Below are 14438 nucleotides of genomic sequence, written 5' to 3'. Positions count from 1 at the left end.
CTAATTGTTCCAACCCGGCCATTATATATTTCTTCCTTATGAAGGATTAATCGTCAAGTTTCAATACGGCGAGGAATGCTTCCTGGGGCACTTCTACAGAACCGATCTGGCGCATCCGCTTCTTACCTTCCTTCTGCTTTTCCAGGAGTTTACGCTTACGGCTAACATCACCTCCGTAACATTTTGCCGTTACATCCTTACGCATGGCACTGATGTTCTCACGCGCAACGATCTTGGCACCGATTGCAGCCTGGATGGCGATAAGGAATTGCTGGCGGGGAAGCAGGTCCTTCAGCTTCTCGCAAAGCTTCCTGCCGAATTCATTGGCCCTGCTTCGGTGGATCAGGGCGCTCAGCGCATCCACTTTTTCAGCATTCAACAGGATATCCATTTTTACGATATCGGCCTCACGGTAACCTATGGGATGGTAGTCGAAGGAGGCATACCCACGGGTCTGGCTCTTCAGTTTATCGTAAAAGTCGAATACGATCTCGGTCAATGGTAATTCAAAGATCAACTCTACCCTGGTTTGGGTGAGGTAGCTCTGGTTGATCAGGATACCCCGCTTGCCCAGGCAAAGGGTCATGATATTACCGATATACTCCGGCTTGGTGATGATCTGTGCCTTGATATAGGGTTCTTCAATACGATCGATCCGGCTGGGATCGGGCATTTCTGAAGGGTTGTTCACGATCACTTTCTCGCCCTTGCTGGTATAGGCAATGAAACTTACGTTTGGTACAGTGGTGATCACGGTTTGGTTGAATTCCCTTTCCAGGCGTTCCTGGATGATCTCCATGTGCAGCATGCCAAGGAACCCGCATCGGAAACCGAAGCCAAGGGCCTGTGAGGTTTCCAGTTCATAGGTCAGGGAGGCATCATTCAACTGCAGTTTGTCCATGCACTCGCGCAGTTCCTCGAAATCATCGGTCACTACCGGGAAGATACCTGCAAATACCATCGGCTTTACTTCTTCAAAGCCCTGGATGGCCAAAGGATTATCATTATTGGCAAGTGTAATGGTATCACCTACCTTGATTTCCTTGGCATTCTTGATGCCGGTGATGATATAACCTACATCACCGCAGCTCACTTCCTTACGCTCGGTCATTTTAAGTTTAAGGATTCCTACCTCGTCAGCCTCGTACTCCTGGCCGGTGGAAACGAACTTAACCTTATCACCCTTCCTTAGGGTACCATTCATGATCCGGAAATACACAATGATACCACGGAAACTGTTGAACACACTGTCGAAGATCAAGGCCTGCAGTGGTGCCTGGGGATCTCCTTCCGGTGAAGGGATCCGGCTAACAATAGCCTCCAGGATCTTGTCAACACCCAGACCAGTACGGCCGCTGGCCAGCAGGATATCCTCTGGCTTGCAACCGATCAGTTCAATGATCTGGTCTTTCACCTCCTCGATCATGGCCCCTTCCATGTCGATCTTATTGATCACCGGGATGATCTCCAGGTCGTTGTCAATGGCAAGGTAGAGGTTGGATATGGTCTGTGCCTGTATACCCTGTGCGGCATCAACCAGCAAGAGCGCGCCTTCGCAGGCGGCCAGGGCACGGCTTACCTCATAACTGAAGTCAACGTGTCCCGGGGTGTCGATCAGGTTCAGGATATATTCCTGGCCATCAGTATGTTTATAATTGATCTGGATGGCATGGCTCTTAATGGTGATACCCTTCTCCCTTTCAAGGTCCATATCATCCAGTACCTGGTCCATCATGTCACGTTCACTAATAGTATTGGTAGATTGCAAAAGCCTGTCTGCCAAAGTACTCTTCCCGTGGTCAATGTGCGCGATTATGCAAAAATTCCTGATATTCTTCATCTGCGTCGTTACGATTTGCGCTGCAAAAGTAGCGAAAAGCCACCAGCTTTTGGCGCTGTTGTCAAACTTGTAGGGATAATGTTTAACTGGCTAGTAAACAGTGGTTTATTTGTCGTTTTAGAGGCTGCAACACTGGTCTTAAAGGGCGGGGACCCGAAGTTGGGGGGCGATGCAGGTTATTTCAACTGGAAAACGCAGCCGAAATTTGCTACTTTCGCAGCAAATTTTTTTCTGGATATGGATTTACAACAACAGTTTGAAGCGGCAGTTGCAGACAGTAAAGCCCTGAGTGAGCGCCCAAGTAATGAGACATTGCTGCAATTGTATTCTTTGTACAAGCAGGCCACAGAAGGTGATGTGAATGGCGAAGCACCCAACATGTTCGACTTTGTAGCCAAGGCCAAGTATGAAGCCTGGAGTGCCCTGAAAGGTACCAGCCAGGATGCTGCCAAGGAACAATACATCAGTTTGGTAAATAAACTCAAAAACTAATTGACCTATCCGGGTTCTTTCAATTCTTCCAGTGCCTTCAGTAACCCTGTGCCGCTAAGGATGGATGGAACCAAGCCCAGCAGGTTTTCCTGCATCAAGGAATAGTTCTCTGCTGATAGAGTATTGATCAGGCCTGGGATCTCGTTCAGTGAACGGATGACCAGGCCAATTTTTTTAGCTTCAACGAAATCCCCCGTGGCTGTTCCAGCCGGTGCCAGGATGGGCAAGCCGGCCAGGATATAAAGGGATAATTTATGGGGGAAGTTGATCTCCAGGTAACGGCCATATCCCCCTTCCAGTCTTTCACAACTTGTTCCATCCCAAACCAGGCCAAAGCTTCCGCGGAGCTTATTTATTAAGGTGCGCGGGGGAACTGTTCCATGGTAATGAATAGGTGTACCAGGGACTTGATCCGGTTGCTTTTCTCCCCCATAGATATGGAACTCCACTCCCTGGATCCTCTGCAACTGGTGTACGAATGGTGCCTTTTCGAGATTTCCTGCAAAGCATATGGACGGCGACAATTGGGGCCTTTTTGAAACCTGGGGATCCGCCAGGTAGGCAAATGGTCCCTGGCAACTCAGCCTGCCATCGGGCAAATGCGGCTGCAACCATTGTTGCATTCGTTCATTATGCACAACGAAATGATCGAATCCCCGTAGCTGGTTGAGTTCTTGCTTAAGCTTTTCCTCGTCCTGGTCCCTTAGCCCATCGAGGTCGGCAACCAGTACCACCACCTTTACCCCTTTCTTTTTTAGTTCCAGGGCCAGGCGCCGATGCAGGTAGGCATAGGTTGGAAACTGGATAAAGAACCAGGCACCTGCTGGAATGGTCCTAAGCCATGCCTGCAGGCTTCTCCATCGCTTAAAGTAATTGAATGGGCCCAGAACGGGTTGGTCTGGTATTTCAACACCCTGCCATCCTTCCCTTTCCAGGATAGCCTCAATGTCCTGCATGCCTATTCCCCCATGGGTAAAGCTTTCCTGGTGAAATGCCCTGAGGAAAAAATGATTGGGTTGGTGAGGTTGGTCGAGCAGGGGAAGCATTGCCCACAGCTTTGAGATCGTGTATTGGTCACTGTTATACCTGGCGGCTTCCCTGAACGGGACCATTAATCCGGGCTCCCTGACCAGTTCCGCCAACCGGTTGACCAGGTCGGGGATATTGGAATACCGGATGCCACTATCCTGCATGGATGCATGTACTGTCAATCGGGACGGATAGATAATTGGTTTGGCAAAGCGTATGGCATCAAAGATATTACCGGTACTCTTGGTTTGGCCATATACTTCTGGGGTATGGTCGTATGCCAATGAATTCGTACAGACAGGAAGAAAGAAGAAATCAGCGTTCTCCAGCTCTACCCTGAATTGGGAAAAAGGAACAAAGCTATCACCCATTGTTTTTAGCTTACAGAGTTTTCCCTGCCAGGCATTTGCCCTCTCCATGATCCTTTTTCCGTAGTCACCTACTGGCTGGCCAACCAAAACTAGTTCTAAGGGTAATTGGCTTGCTTCGGCCTGGTCGATAAGGGCAAAGACTTCTTCATAATCCCTTCTCTCTTTATCTATGGAACCTGCCACTACCAAACGGAGTGGTCCCGGGCTAGGTGGGATATGGTTGTCCGGTTCATAAACGGCACCGGGCAGGTAATGCAGCCGGTAGTGGGTCTTCAGTTGATCGACCAAAGGTCCTGAGAGCGCCGGTTCTAGCAAGGCCAATTCCCGGATGGCTTTCATCAATTGATGCTGTCCCCATTTCCGGACCATATGCCTCAGGTTCATCCTGAAGGGCATGTGGAACAAAGCATTCAATGCATGTACCACCAGTACGAACCTGCATTGCCTGTTCTGCCTGACCAGTTTGGCATGCAGGATATGGTTATTGCTGATCGTGGTATATATGACCAGTGCAGTTGTTTGCTGTTGAAGGAACCTGCCAAAGCCTTCTATAAATTCCGCGTAACCCTGGCCCTCCCGTCTTACCTGCCAGCGGAATTTGTGATGGTCATTTCCCAGCATTTCCTTCAACACTTCATAGCAATGAAAAGTAGTGAAGATGGTGATTGCATTGCCTGGCTTATCCCATAAACGGATAAAGCCATAGGTCACTTCAAAATGCTCGGTATCGTAAATGGCTATCTGCAAGTGGCTGCTTCTGATGAAGGTTTATAGTTGATCCCTACCATGGAGAATCCCCATTTATCTGAAGAAGTGATGGCAATATGCGAAAAATTATGCTTCAGGAACCATTCCTTCGCCTCCTCCGGTTCATGTTCATGGCGGAATTCAGGACTCAGCATGTCCATCTGTTCAATCATGATCTCCCTCCAGTGGCGCTGCTTTCCCCTCAAGGCCCCGACTACTTTATGGATCGGAAGAAGGGAGAAGAAATAGGTCCAGAACTGGATGCCTGCCGGAATATGGATCGTTAGATTCCTGGCGGTAAGCATCAGCTTATGGATCCAGTTATCATAGGGCTGGTAGATCCAGATACAAAGCCTTCCACCACTGCTGGTAAGCTGGGCAATACTTTTAAAGGCAGCATAGGTGTCTGGGGTATGGTGGATCACGCCACTGGAATACACAATATCGAAGAAGCCGTTCTTGAAGGGCGGATGGTGCAGGTCGCCCTGGATAAAATGGCAGTTATCCATTTTATTGGTTTTCGCTGCATTCAACACACTTTGGCCAAGGTCCATTCCTATTACCAGTTCGCCGCTTTTTGCCAATATCTTGGATGAACGTCCATGGCCACAACCAATATCCACGATCTTCTTTCCCTTGAGTGCTTCGGGTACTATCCCCAATTCCCTGAAGAGTTGGGATTCAAATTCCTGCTGATCAGCATTCCATACTTTCAATGAATTATCCTTCTCCAGTAGTTTCCACTCCCGTGTAAAACTTTGCCTGGACCGCCTGTTGCGTTTGGCTGCCTGTTGAATCTTTTCACCAAATCTCTCCAGCAGGACTATTTTCAGTTGCCGGAAACCGGTCATTGCTTTTTCAAGGTAGCCCTCATGGTCAAGAAAACTTTCCAGTAACATCCTGGGCACCCCTTCTATGACCGGGTAAACCATGGTACAGGCAGGACATAACAGGTATGCATAGTCGATATTATCCTGTTGGATGCGTGGTAGGGTGTCCCCTGGAGATGCTACCTGGCCGACCTGGAGGTTTTCTTGGCATAGCGGGCAACAGATATAGTTTAACAGGTTAAGGTGCATGTGGTAATTATACGGGCCAAATTTAGGCGCTATCCGTTTGACGGTGACATGTTTCTGGCATCATTGATCAGGCTTTCTTCATCCCAGCCTTTATCCCTGTTCAGTTCAGGAGCCCTCAGGTCATTCTGGATGATCTTGTCCAGTTCCTCAATGAATTCGCGGGCCGTATTGATGTACTGCTTTTCATCCCTGATGGAAGAAAGGTATTTCAGGTTTCGTTCATCATATTGAAGGAAGGTAGAAGCGGCCCTTGATGCCGAATAAGCCCGGAAACCAAGTATCTTCATAGTGTCTACGCCCATGCGCAGCGCCGAATCCACTGTTTCCCTGTAAATATGCATCATGCCGGCATTCATCTGGTCGTAGGCATCGTAACGGTTTTGGCTGCGTACCATGATCTGCAGGTTGGGAAAATGTTTCTTAATGGTTTCGATCATTTCCAGACGCTTAACCGGATCATCAATCGTCAGCAAAATGATCCTGGCCTCGCTGGCCCCTGCAGCATGCAGCAGGTCATACCTGGATGCGTCACCATAATATACCCTGAAGCCCATCTTGCGGAGGTAGTCCACCCTGTCTGAATCAATGTCCAGGATGGTGGTTCCTATGCCATGGGCACGAAGGAAACGACCTACGGTATTGCCATAATGGCCAAATCCCGCAATGATCACAGGGTTTTTTTCTTCAATAGTATCAGCCTCTTTTTCAACGGGCTTTTCCTTTACATCAAAGCGGGGCAATAAAAACTTCTCATTGAGCAGGAAGAGCAATGGGGTAAGTGCCATGCTCAGGGCAACTACAGCCAGCAACAGGTCGGCTGTATGCTGGTTGAGGATATTGGCCTGCCTGGTGAAACTCAGTAACACAAAAGCAAATTCACCCACCTGGCAAAGTCCCAGAGAATAGATTAGGTTCTGGTCAGTGCTCAGATTGAAGACCCTGCCTGTCATGGCCAGTACCACAGCCTTCACAGCCATCAAGCCGAGCAGGATTCCCACTACCAGTAGGGGGGAATCGGCCATGAGGCTGAAATTGATGGCAGCCCCAACAGATATGAAGAAGATCCCGAGCAGGATGCCCTTGAAAGGTTCGATATCACTTTCCAGTTCGTGCCTGTATTCGCTATTGGCCAGTACCACCCCTGCCAGGAATGTACCCAGGGCCGGGCTCAGTCCCACTGATGTCATCAACAGGGTTATGGCAATGACCAGCAGTAAAGTGGTTGCCGTGAACACTTCCCTGGACCTGGTGGCGGCAACCATCCTGAGCAAAGGCCTTACCAGGAACCTTCCTGCCAGGACAATTATGCCTACTGCGAAAATCACAGCCAGGGTCTGTACCCAACCCGGTTGTGAACTGATCCATGCATCACTACCATGGTTAGCCGAATTGTCTGATTGGGAAGGTGCCAGCATGGGCAGGACGGCCAGCATGGGGATGACCGCAATATCCTGGAAAAGCAGGACGGCAAAGGAGCTTTGCCCTGCATCGGTTTTCATGAGTCCTTTTTCCTGCAGGGTCTGGATTACAAGGGCGGTGGAACTTGGGGCCGCAATCAGGCCAATGGCAATGGCCTGGTTCCGGTCGATGCCCGCCACAAAACAGATACCGGTAATGATGGCTGCGGTGATCAAGACCTGTAGTCCACCCATGCCCACTATTGGTTTTCTAAGCTTCCACAATAATGATGGTTCCAGTTCCAGCCCTATTACAAACAGCATCATCACCACACCAAATTCGGCCACATGCATTACATCCTCGCTCCTGTCGCCTACCAGGTTCAGGGCCGAGGGGCCGATCAAAATACCTGCTATAAGGTAGCCCAAAACTGAACCCAAACCCATTTTACGTGCCAGGGGAACCAACAGCACTGCTGCCCCCAGGTAGATCATTGCCTGAAATAAAAAACTATGCTGGTCCATGGATCAGGATTGAATGGTTGAAGGAATGGGTACCAGGTCATTGAGGTAATGGCAGGTGGCCAGTTCTGACGGACTGACCCGGTCATTGGCCATGGCCAGTAGCAGCTGTTCATACTGCAAGGCATATAGGCTGATATCCGCTTCCTGAAGGCGATGGGTACCATGGATCGCAAATGGTGGCCAATATTCCATATGACAGAGCCTGGCCGTTTGCTCAAAGGGATAAAGGAATTCCGGTATGGTATGCCTGTTCCTGCCTTCCGGGCGGTATACTTCAAAGGAACCGCCTGCACTGATGGCATTGAGCAATACCTTTCCTTTCAGCGCATTGCCCTGGCTGCCATAGGCCCATCCATGCTCCAATACCAGGTCCTGCCATTGCTTGATGATCGCAGGGGAGCTATACCAGTAAAATGGATGTTGCAAAACGATGATATCATATTTGAGTAGCAGCTGCTGTTCCCTGGTAATATCTATGTTGAAGTCCGGATACCGCTCGTAAAGGTCATTCACATAAATGTCAGGGTGTTGAGGGATATGCCGCAACAATTGTTTGTGGACCCTTGATTTTTCCAGTGCCGGGTGGGCAAACTGGATAAGAATTCTTGCCATGCCTGAAATTAAGGAATGGAGGCAAGGCCAGCAAATTCCTGGACTAAACCCTACTCCCAGAAGTGGTTGGGGAAGCTATTGCAAACCGGGGTGCCGGTGGGTTCATGGAATTGCAACTTATTCAGCTGTTCCTCGTTCAGGTGGCTTTGTAAAGACTGGAAAACGGTTCTTTCTTCGAACCTGATATGTTGTTCCAGTAAATTGGCAAGACTTTCGATCAGTCCAACGCTTACGCCCTCCTGCCTCAGGTGCGCAAACCCAAGCCTAAGCAGTTCATGGTCCCTCAGGATAGCATCTGCCAGGGGTTGCTGGTCATTGTAGGACTTCATGAATGGAATGAGGGTATGCTCTTCTTCCTGCATGTGCGGGGCAATATCCATTTCCCAGGTTTGGAGCAGGAAATCCTTCATAACGGCAACGGGTGCCTGTTTGCTGACCCCTTTCTTGATCAGCAAACAGGCCATCAGGGCACCTTTATGTTGTCTTGACAATGGTTGTAATGATTGGGCCCGTTGCATAAGTATTGATTTATTTGAGTGATGCAATTATAGTGGAGAACTCTTCTGCCAACAGGGACGCACCCCCCACCAATCCCCCGTCTACATCAGGCTGGCCGAAGATCTCGGCTGCGTTGGCAGCTTTAACGCTACCGCCATAAAGGATGCTTACTTCATTAGCAACAGCATCGCCATATTGATCAGCCAAAACCTTCCTGAGGTGGGCATGCATTTCCTGCGCCTGGGCAGAGCTGGCTGTTTTACCTGTACCGATCGCCCAGATGGGTTCATAGGCTATTATTATTCCCTTTACCTGTTCAGCGCCCAGGTGGAAGAGAGATTCCTTCAGTTGAACTTCCACATAACTGTTCTGTGTACCGGCTTCCCTGATGGCCAGGGGCTCACCGCAACAGAATATTGGGGTAATGCCATTCTCCAGTAGCAGGTTCAATTTATCTGCCAGGTCCTGGTTGGATTCCGAGAAATATTCACGGCGTTCGCTATGCCCAATTACACAATAGCGGATGCCAATGGAGTGCAGCATTTCTGCAGCAACCTCACCGGTATATGCGCCGGATTTTTTATGGTAACAATTCTGTGCAGCTACGGAGAAGTTCTTTTCATTGGCAACCACGCTGTTTGCCATGATGAGATAGGGAAAGGGAACGGCAAAGATCACTTGCTGGTGATCTTTTAATTGATGTTTGGCTTTCAGGATATCGTCCAATAATTTTTCGCCCTGTTGGTAAGTAAGGTTCATTTTCCAGTTGGCGGCGGCGATTTGCTTTCTCATTCTTGCTCAATGGGTTTAATAGTTGTCAAATATAAATTTCAGTATTTGCTCTTCCTTTTGTGTCATGTCCATTTGCTTAAGGGATTTCCAGTTCCTGATATCCCTTTGGGCCCTTTCAAAATCATATTTACGGATGCCCTCGGCCCCCCATGAAAAATTCGGGATGTATTTGGGCAGGAGCCCATCACCAAATACACTGCTGCATACCCCTACCACTGAACCTGTATTGAAAGAGGTGTTGATGGCACATCGGCTGTAATCCCCCATCAATAAACCACATTTGATGCCAACTTCGGCTTTGTTACCCTCTGATGAGGGGTTGTACACAGTTACTTTCCCTGCATTGTTCTTGATATTGGAGGCGGAGGTACCGGCTCCAAGATTGCACCACTCCCCTATCACCGCATCCCCAAGATAACCGTCATGTGCCTTGTTGGAATAGCCCATCATAACACTGTTCTTGATCTCCCCGCCTGCTATGCAATGGGGGCCAATGGTGGTTGCCCCATATATCCTGGTTCCCATCTTTACCACCGCACCTTCACACAGGGCAAATGGACCCCGGATAAGGGAGCCTTCCATTACCAATGTATTGCTGCCCAAATAAACCGGACCGTTACTTGCATTGATGATCGAACATTCTACGTTTGCCCCTTCTTCAAGGAAAATGTCCCCTTCCCCAATGACCTGGTTGGAAGCCGGGATGGGTGCTGATGTCCTGCCTGCACGAAGGAGTTCAAAGTCCTGCCTGATGGCCTGGTCATTTAACTGGAAGATATCCCAGGGATACCTGATGGTGAGGATCGCGCCGCTATATTGACGGGTCGATTTTACCCTGATCTGATGTAATCCATGCACTTCATTTTCCGTAAAGTGCAAGGCTATTGGGCCATAGTTGTCATGGGTCAGGAATTCGCCAGGGGCCAGTGTCTTTACCACGGCCACCAGTTCTGGATTGGGAAGGATATTGCTGTGGATGAGCAGGTAATGACCGGCCTCAATACCGGGTTCAATGCGAATGGTACGGCTATCATCTTTATAGTCCCCTTCCCATTTCTCAAAGGATGGAAGTTGCAGGAGCCGCTCCCATTTTTCGCGGATGGTCAGGATGCCAATCCTGGTATTGTGTACCCTCCTTGTAAGGGAAAAAGGAAATAGTTTTTCAGGCTGGCAATATTCTTCGGAAAAGATGATGCATTGCATGCTATAAAGCTAAAGAATATTTTGGCTGTGTGCTTCTTAAACCTTTCCATACAGGGGTTTCAATCTCATGGTCAGGGACAAAAAAAAGACCCCCGGTTACCCGGGGATCCATATAGCCATGAAAAACAAAAAAAAGTATGACCAAAGGCTTTCGCCTGATTACTTCTTGGCGTACTTCTTCCTGAACTTGTCGATACGACCTGCTGTATCCAGCATCACATTCTTACCTGTAAAGAAGGGGTGAGAAGTGTTGGAAATTTCCAGCTTGATCAGGGGATACTCGTTGCCGTCTTCCCATACAATGGTTTCCTTGGTTGCAGCGGTAGACTTGCTCAGGAACGAATGAGCATTACTCATGTCCTTGAACACAACGAAACGATAACTTTGCGGATGGATACCTTGCTTCATAATCTGCTATTTTTAAGGCCGTACGGATTTTGCCGTACTGTTTAAATTATAAAAAGAACGTGCAAAATTAGCGGATCCTGCCTGCTTTACCTAAAGAAATCCTGCATTTCTTGCAAAAATTATTGCGGTTACTCCTTTGAATCTCCTGAATCAGTTGTAATTTATTGAAAATCAGCTCTTCATATTCACGAATTGAAGTGGAAGGCCCAGGTTCCAGGTCTTGGATGCCTGGATAACGGCCTGAAGGTCATCGATCTTTTTACCGGTTACCCTTACAATATCATCCATAATGGCGGCCTGAACTTTCAGTCCCGAATCCTTGATCAGCTTCACGATCTTCTTGGCATCTTCCTGCTTGAGTCCGTTGCGAACGGGAACTTCCTTTTTCCAGACCTTACCACTCTGGTACCCTTCCTTTGCCAGGAAGTCATAGATCTGGGCATCCAGTCCCTGCTTGATGCTGCGGCTGATCACCACGTCAATGACCTGGTTCAGCTTCATATCGCTTTCCACTTCTATGGTTACTATGAAGTCCTTCTTGTTTAAATCGATCACTACATGGGAGTCCTTGAAATCGAAGCGGTTGGTGATTTCCTTTTTAACGGTATTGATGGCGTTGTCGAGTGTTTGCAGGTCAACCTTGCTAACAATGTCGAATGATGGCATAAGAATGATTTACCTGGCAAAGCTAAAAAAAATCGTCCTGTAGAAACAGGACGATCTAACCTTAAACTAACACTCATAGAGAAAACTATTGTTGATTGCCGCCCCCTACGCGGTTCTGCTCATCCTGAGCACTGCCGGTCCTCCGACGGGGTGCGGGTCCATTATTCTGTGTTTTACCAAACCTGTAGGTAAAGCTCAGGCCGAGCCTCCTGTTGTCCCATTTTGACCTGATCTGGGTATCAATGGCGCCAAATTTGGTGTAGCCCCTGAATTGCTGGATATAAAAGGGATCTGAAATATTGAGTTTGATGGTGCCCTTGCTTTTCATCACCTGCTTGGAGAATCCAAAGTTCACCACATACATGGGCTCAGAAATGATCAGGCCGCCATCCTGCATCTTACTCCTGTAGAAGCCACTCATTTCGGCTCCCCATCCCTTGGGCAACTTGAACTGGTTGTTCATGTTGACCATGAAGGCGGTCATGTTCGCATCAAGGGTGGTACCATCCACTTCCCCTTCAAACTTGTTGTTGAAGATGTTCCCGAACAGGGAAACACTCCACCATTTGGTAAGGGGCTTGTTATAGCTGATGGATAAACCGATATTCCTGCGCTTCGAAAGGTTCTCCTTGGTCTGGTAGGTAACCTTCAGGCTGTCGATCTGCTTGAGGATATCATTGATGACATCCGTTGTCACCGTATAATTGATAGAGGTGTTGAGCGAACCTTTGAAATTGTGCGATAACTCAATATTTTGACTCAATTGGGGCAACAGGTAAGGATTGCCCTGGCGATAGGTATACTGGTCCAGGAAATACTGGAAGGGGTTCATGTCCTGGTAACTGGGGCGTTCGATCCTCCTGCCATAGGACAGGTTGAAGGTATTCTTATCGTTCAGTTTATAGCTGGCAAAAGCGGTTGGGAACAGTTGCACGTAATCGCGGGTGAAGGATTCATTATTGGCCAGCTGCCGTCCTTTGGCATGGGTATGCTCCAGGCGGAGACCGGTTTGCAATGACCACTTCTTCCATTGGGTAGAATAGTTCACATAGGCCGCATTGATGTTCTCATCATAGAGGAAATGGTTGCTCCTGCCTGAGTCAATTACCCAATCCTTTGCACCTGCATCCCAATTGGTGAATTTTGCATCGTTATCGGTCTTGACGAGGCTGGACTTCAAACCTGCCTCCAGTCTGCCTTGCTTGCCTAATCTTTGGGAATAATCCACCTTTGCACTGATGATCCTGATCTCAGAAGGCAGATGGCCTTTTAAAAGGAAGGAATCTTCAAGTGTATTGCCGGGATGGTAATACGTATAATTAAATGATGATTGTTTGCTGTTGGATTCATAACCCAGGTAATCGATGTCCGCTGTTATCTCCCTGCCTGTTGTATCCAGTAGTTTCCTGAAATTGATGTTGGCGCCATAATTTTTCCAAATGTCATCATTGATGGAGAATGCTACATTGCTGGAATCCAATTGGCCCTGACCATCGTAGATATTTGCTGTACCGCTGGAATTCCAATTACGGGGGTTGTAAGTGCCGTTTACCTGGAATCCGATGGTGGTATTCTTATCAATGGAATAATCCATTCCCACTTTACTGGAAAGATTCTTGTTCTTGAAGTGACCATAGGTGGACTGATCAAATACTGCGGCCAGTTCCTCGGTTCCTTTCACCCCAAATTTCCTGTTGATCTTGATGTCGTTAAAGCCTTCCCAATAGGAATAGTTTACTGCTGCGAAAAGGTTGACCTTGTTCTTGCGGTAATTGATGTTGATGCTATTGGGGGACTTGGGGTATTTTGCCTGGATATAACTGAGGTTCAGGGTTCCATTGAATCCAGTCTGTTTGTTCTTCTTGGTCCTGATATTAATGATGCCGCTATTGCCGGCTGCATCGTATTTGGCAGAAGGCTGGGTCATGATCTCCACCGATTCAAGCTGGTTGGAAGGGGTATTGCGCAACAGGTTGGCAAGGTCCTGGCCACTAAGATAGGTTTGCTTTCCGTCTACCATAATGATCACCCCCTGCTTACCCTTCAGGCTGATATTACCATCCCTGTCAACACTTACACCGGGTGATTTCTCAAGCACTTCAAGGGCAGAGGCACCAGCATTGGAGATGTAGGCATCAACATTCACTACTGTTTTATCAGCCTTCACTTCCACCATTGGTTTTTTGGCAGTAACCGTAACTCCTTTCATTTCCTTATCATCCGCTTCCATGGCTATGGCGAGGGAAGGCAAACTACTCTTTCCACCAGTAACGGTTACTTTATTATTGCTGGCCTTGAAACCAACAGCGCTTACCGTAACGGAATAGTCTCCATCGGCAAGGTTCTCCAATTCAAATTTTCCTGTCTTATCTGAGGTGGTGATCTTAACAAGTTTCTTGTCTGCAGCGCGATGAATACTGATGGTTGCTGCTTCGAGTGGCTGGTTGGCCTTATCGGTGACCTGGCCATCTAACCTACCTGATTGCTGTGCCAATAAGGGCAAGGCAAAAAAGGATAGTAAAATAAACAGGATAAAATTTTTCATGGCCTAGGTTAAGGTTTGGTTTTACAAATGTCTTTTTAATGCGGAATTCAACCTGTGGTATTCATGCAAGTGGTCAACAATTAAGGTTGACAGGTGCTATGTACGGACGGATACACGAACGGTCGGAATCAAGTACGAAGGGATACGTATTGAACTTATCAAGCGGTTTGGTTTCTTTTAACAACCCGCTCCTTTTTGAGGGGAGCAGGTTGTTGGGGAATTCAAATAGGGGAA

At 48.1% G+C, this 14438-nt stretch carries 12 protein-coding genes; 1 reads left to right on the top strand and 11 read right to left on the bottom strand.

Annotated elements, in window-relative coordinates:
• Positions 1-46: 46 nt before the first annotated feature.
• The gene (gene lepA / locus KJS94_RS04940; protein ID WP_214446206.1) at positions 47-1840 is read right to left on the bottom strand and encodes a translation elongation factor 4; all 1794 of its coding nucleotides are present in this window, start codon (positions 1838-1840) and stop codon (positions 47-49) included.
• On the opposite strand from lepA, the gene KJS94_RS04935 reads away from it, so the two are divergent.
• Positions 1763-2332 carry an acyl-CoA-binding protein gene (locus tag KJS94_RS04935; RefSeq protein WP_239804296.1) on the top strand — a complete coding sequence of 190 codons (570 nt, stop codon included), beginning with the start codon at positions 1763-1765 and terminating at the stop codon, positions 2330-2332. The two genes, lepA and KJS94_RS04935, sit on opposite strands and share 78 nt — an antisense overlap.
• 5 nt (positions 2333-2337) lie before the next feature.
• Here the strand turns inward: KJS94_RS04935 and KJS94_RS04930 are convergent, their stop codons facing one another.
• From KJS94_RS04930 to KJS94_RS04885, 10 genes are all read right to left on the bottom strand, one after another.
• Positions 2338-4479, bottom strand: coding sequence for a glycosyltransferase (locus tag KJS94_RS04930; protein ID WP_214446204.1), 2142 nt, complete (start codon positions 4477-4479; stop codon positions 2338-2340).
• Positions 4470-5558 carry a methyltransferase domain-containing protein gene (locus tag KJS94_RS04925; protein WP_214446203.1) on the bottom strand — a complete coding sequence of 363 codons (1089 nt, stop codon included), beginning with the start codon at positions 5556-5558 and terminating at the stop codon, positions 4470-4472. Before KJS94_RS04925 ends, KJS94_RS04930 begins: the two co-directional genes overlap by 10 nt.
• A 29-nt stretch (positions 5559-5587) precedes the next feature.
• Positions 5588-7480, bottom strand: a complete 1893-nt coding sequence (locus KJS94_RS04920; RefSeq protein WP_214446202.1) for a monovalent cation:proton antiporter-2 (CPA2) family protein — start codon at positions 7478-7480, stop codon at positions 5588-5590.
• Between the two features lie 3 nt (positions 7481-7483).
• Positions 7484-8092: an NAD(P)H-dependent oxidoreductase gene (locus KJS94_RS04915; protein WP_214446201.1), complete on the bottom strand. Its 609-nt coding sequence runs from the start codon at positions 8090-8092 to the stop codon at positions 7484-7486.
• Between the two features lie 50 nt (positions 8093-8142).
• On the bottom strand, positions 8143-8610 hold the full coding sequence (locus tag KJS94_RS04910) for a hemerythrin domain-containing protein (RefSeq protein WP_214446200.1): 468 nt from the start codon (positions 8608-8610) through the stop codon (positions 8143-8145).
• Between the two features lie 10 nt (positions 8611-8620).
• On the bottom strand, positions 8621-9382 hold the full coding sequence (gene tpiA / locus KJS94_RS04905) for a triose-phosphate isomerase (protein WP_214446199.1): 762 nt from the start codon (positions 9380-9382) through the stop codon (positions 8621-8623).
• Between the two features lie 15 nt (positions 9383-9397).
• A complete protein-coding gene (locus KJS94_RS04900; RefSeq protein ID WP_214446198.1) occupies positions 9398-10585 on the bottom strand; it encodes a putative sugar nucleotidyl transferase in 1188 nt (395 codons plus the stop codon).
• Between the two features lie 159 nt (positions 10586-10744).
• Positions 10745-10993 (bottom strand): type B 50S ribosomal protein L31, encoded by a 249-nt coding sequence (locus KJS94_RS04895; RefSeq protein ID WP_214446197.1) that lies wholly within the window; start codon positions 10991-10993, stop codon positions 10745-10747.
• A gap of 171 nt (positions 10994-11164) precedes the next feature.
• Positions 11165-11659 (bottom strand): YajQ family cyclic di-GMP-binding protein, encoded by a 495-nt coding sequence (locus KJS94_RS04890; RefSeq protein WP_214446196.1) that lies wholly within the window; start codon positions 11657-11659, stop codon positions 11165-11167.
• An 85-nt stretch (positions 11660-11744) separates the two neighbouring features.
• Positions 11745-14204, bottom strand: coding sequence for an outer membrane beta-barrel protein (locus KJS94_RS04885; protein WP_214446195.1), 2460 nt, complete (start codon positions 14202-14204; stop codon positions 11745-11747).
• Positions 14205-14438 lie beyond the last annotated feature (234 nt).

It is taken from the genome of Flavihumibacter rivuli, assembly GCF_018595685.2.
Taxonomy (GTDB): Bacteria; Bacteroidota; Bacteroidia; order Chitinophagales; family Chitinophagaceae; genus Flavihumibacter; species Flavihumibacter rivuli.
The sequence above is the reverse complement of the archived record's forward strand: the minus strand, read 5'-3'. Positions and strand labels throughout refer to the sequence as shown.

Excerpts from the sequence above, each read along its gene's own strand:
- KJS94_RS04895 (WP_214446197.1), bottom strand. The coding sequence starts at position 10,993 with ATGAAGCAAGGTATCCATCCGCAAAGTTATCGTTTCGTTGTGTTCAAG.
- KJS94_RS04900 (WP_214446198.1), bottom strand. The coding sequence starts at position 10,585 with ATGCAATGCATCATCTTTTCCGAAGAATATTGCCAGCCTGAAAAACTA.
- KJS94_RS04890 (WP_214446196.1), bottom strand. The coding sequence starts at position 11,659 with ATGCCATCATTCGACATTGTTAGCAAGGTTGACCTGCAAACACTCGAC.
- KJS94_RS04920 (WP_214446202.1), bottom strand. The coding sequence starts at position 7,480 with ATGGACCAGCATAGTTTTTTATTTCAGGCAATGATCTACCTGGGGGCA.
- KJS94_RS04885 (WP_214446195.1), bottom strand. The coding sequence starts at position 14,204 with ATGAAAAATTTTATCCTGTTTATTTTACTATCCTTTTTTGCCTTGCCC.
- KJS94_RS04915 (WP_214446201.1), bottom strand. The coding sequence starts at position 8,092 with ATGGCAAGAATTCTTATCCAGTTTGCCCACCCGGCACTGGAAAAATCA.
- tpiA (WP_214446199.1), bottom strand. The coding sequence starts at position 9,382 with ATGAGAAAGCAAATCGCCGCCGCCAACTGGAAAATGAACCTTACTTAC.
- lepA (WP_214446206.1), bottom strand. The coding sequence starts at position 1,840 with ATGAAGAATATCAGGAATTTTTGCATAATCGCGCACATTGACCACGGG.
- KJS94_RS04925 (WP_214446203.1), bottom strand. The coding sequence starts at position 5,558 with ATGCACCTTAACCTGTTAAACTATATCTGTTGCCCGCTATGCCAAGAA.
- KJS94_RS04910 (WP_214446200.1), bottom strand. The coding sequence starts at position 8,610 with ATGCAACGGGCCCAATCATTACAACCATTGTCAAGACAACATAAAGGT.